This is a genomic window from Nostoc sp. CHAB 5836 (assembly GCF_020829445.1).
In the GTDB taxonomy this organism is placed as follows: domain Bacteria; phylum Cyanobacteriota; class Cyanobacteriia; order Cyanobacteriales; family Nostocaceae; genus Nostoc.
Window position 1 is genome coordinate 1 of record NZ_JAIVFV010000340.1, and the last position, 3,149, is coordinate 3,149.

The 3,149-nt window shown below is 55.1% G+C and carries 2 tRNA genes and 2 rRNA genes; all 4 read right to left on the reverse strand.

Features of this window, described 5'->3' with window-relative positions:
* A 23S ribosomal RNA gene (locus LC605_RS32045) occupies nt 1–822 on the reverse strand; the annotation flags it as partial.
* A gap of 228 nt (nt 823–1,050) precedes the next feature.
* A tRNA-Ala gene (locus LC605_RS32050) sits at nt 1,051–1,126 on the reverse strand.
* Nucleotides 1,127–1,205: 79 nt separating this feature from the next.
* Nucleotides 1,206–1,282: transfer RNA gene (locus LC605_RS32055), tRNA-Ile, on the reverse strand.
* A 157-nt stretch (nt 1,283–1,439) separates the two neighbouring features.
* A 16S ribosomal RNA gene (locus LC605_RS32060) occupies nt 1,440–2,928 on the reverse strand.
* Between the last annotated feature and the right edge of the window lie 221 nt (nt 2,929–3,149).

The window sequence follows — 3,149 nt, forward strand, 5'->3', positions numbered from 1 at the left end:
CGACGCACTACCTAAATAGTTTTCGCGGAGAACCAGCTATTTCCGAGTTTGGTTGGCCTTTCACCCCTAATCACAGGTCATCCGATACCTTTGCAACGGTAACCGGTTCGGTCCTCCAGTGCGCGTTACCGCACCTTCAACCTGCCCATGACTAGATCACCCGGTTTCGGGTCTACTCCGTGCAACTAAGCGCCCTATTCAGACTCGCTTTCGCTGCGCCTACACCTATCGGCTTAAGCTTGCTGCACAGAGTAAGTCGCTGACCCATTATACAAAAGGTACGCCGTTAGCCTTGCGGCCTCCGACTGTTTGTAGGCGTTCGGTTTCAGGTCTATTTCACTCCCCTTGTCGGGGTGCTTTTCACCTTTCCCTCACGGTACTTGTTCACTATCGGTCACTGAGGAGTACTTAGGCTTGGAGGGTGATCCCCCCGTGTTCAGACAGGATTTCACGTGTCCCGCCCTACTCGAGTCTCCGACTGCTTTCTACCCGTACGGGGCTATCACCCGCTATGGCCACTCTTTCCAGAGTGTTCCGGTTCTTACAATCGAAGCACTGGCCTAGTCCGCGTTCGCTCGCCACTACTAGCGGAGTCTCTGTTGATGTCCTTTCCTCCAGGTACTGAGATGTTTCAGTTCCCTGGGTTTGCCTCGTTGACCTATGGATTCAGTCAACGATCATCCTGATGGATGGGGTTTCCCCATTCGGAAATCTTCGGATCAAAGTGTGCTGGCAACTCCCCGAAGCTTATCGCAGCCTGCCACGTCCTTCATCGCCTCTCAGTGCCAAGGCATCCGCCAAACGCCCTTATTGTGCTTGATCTCACGTTTTGTCAGCGATGGAACGATCTTGCGATCGCCCTATCGGCTCGTTCCGTGCAGGGGACGACCCCCACTCCGAAAACGGCCTTGTTACCCACTCCTACCACCCTGCCTTTGAGAGATGCAGGGCGCGGAATAATCTAGACTTTAAAGACCTCATTACATTCCGATAAACGATGTCAAAGAACGATGCCGCGCCACACTCCGGCGCTGCGTTCTGTGCGTGTGATGGTGGAGGCAGACGGGATCGAACCGACGACCTCCTGCTTGCAAAGCAGGCGCTCTCCCAACTGAGCTATGCCCCCGTTTGAGAAAAATCGGTCGCGATCTCGTTTCGTCTCCGGCTCATGCCGGCTGTCCTCGCAACGAGCCGTCAGAGCAACTTGGTGGGCCAGGGAGGATTTGAACCTCCGACCTCACGCTTATCAAGCGCGCGCTCTAACCAGCTGAGCTACTAGCCCGGTTCGGACAGACGAAACAACAGAACCAAAACGTGGCTCTGTCTCGCCAAAATACCATCACAGGAAAGGGATGCGTCGACGGCAGCGGCCTGCCTTGAGAAAGCAGACTTCGATTTAGTGTTAAGTAAAGACCGGAATTGCTTCCAATCTTCCTTAGAAAGGAGGTGATCCAGCCGCAGGTTCCCCTACGGCTACCTTGTTACGACTTCGCCCCAGTCATTGATCCTACCGTGACCGGCTGCCCCCTTGCGGTTAGCGCACCGTTTTCGGGTAGAACCAACTCCCATGGCGTGACGGGCGGTGTGTACAAGGCCCGGGAACGTATTCACCGCGGCATGCTGATCCGCGATTACTAGCGATTCCAACTTCATGCACTCGAGTTGCAGAGTGCAATCCGAACTGGGACGGTTTTTGGGGATCGGCTCCGGGTCGCCCCTTCGCATCCCACTGTCACCGCCATTGTAGCACGTGTGTAGCCCAGCCCGTAAGGGCCATGAGGACTTGACGTCATCCCCACCTTCCTCCGGCTTGTCACCGGCAGTTTCTCCAAAGTGCCCAGCATAACCTGATGGCAACTGGAGACGAGGGTTGCGCTCGTTGCGGGACTTAACCCAACATCTCACGACACGAGCTGACGACAGCCATGCAGCACCTGTGCTGACTCCGGCCGAACCGAAGGCTCCATCTCTGGAGCCGGCGAGTCACATGTCAAGGGCTGGTAAGGTTCTGCGCGTTGCGTCGAATTGAACCACATGCTCCACCGCTTGTGCGGGCCCCCGTCAATTCCTTTGAGTTTCAACCTTGCGGCCGTACTCCCCAGGCGGGGTGCTTAACGCGTTAGCTGCGACACTGACGAGCAAGCTCGCCAACGTCTAGCACCCATCGTTTACGGCGTGGACTACCAGGGTATCTAATCCTGTTTGCTCCCCACGCTTTCGAGTCTTAGTGTCAGAAACCGTCCAGATAGCCGCCTTCGCCACTGGTGTTCTTCCCAATCTCTACGTATTTCACCACTACACTGGGAATTCCACTATCCTCTCCGGTCCTCTAGTCGCCCAGTATCAAGTGCATTTCTTGAGTTGAGCTCAAGGCTTTCACACCTGACTGTGACAACCACCTACACTCGCTTTACGCCCAGTAATTCCGAACAACGCTAGCCCCCTTCGTCTTACCGCGGCTGCTGGCACGAAGTTAGCCGGGGCTTATTCTGCGGGTACCGTCATCATCGTCCCCGCCAAAAGAGCTTTACAACCCGAAGGCCTTCATCACTCACGCGGCATGGCTGGATCAGGGTTGCCCCCATTGTCCAATATTCCCCACTGCTGCCTCCCGTAGGAGTCTGGGCCGTGTCTCAGTCCCAGTGTGGCTGATCGTCCTCTCAGACCAGCTAACGATCGTCGCCTTGGTGAGCCATTACCTCACCAACTAGCTAATCGTACGCGGACTCATCTTTTGGCGATAAATCTTTATCCCGTAGGAACCATCCGGTATTAGCTCCAGTTTCCCGGAGTTATTCCGAACCAAAAGGCAGATATCCACGCGTTACTCACCCGTGCGCCACTCGTGTATTGCTACACGCGTTCGACTTGCATGTGTTAAGCCTGCCGCCAGCGTTCGTTCTGAGCCAGGATCAAACTCTCAAGTTTAACGTGCCCTTCATCATTCCGAAGAACTAGAAGAGCGAAGATCCCGTCACTAATTAATCTATCCAACTTACGTCGAATTTCCGAACTAGCGACGACGAAATCAATCCATGCCGAAGCACGTCATGATCGCCGCCGCCGGCGTATCCCTTTCCTAACAAACAATGCATAGAACACACGACCCTCAGGTCGGGACCTTCGTCGGCAGTGCCCCCTGGATCTTT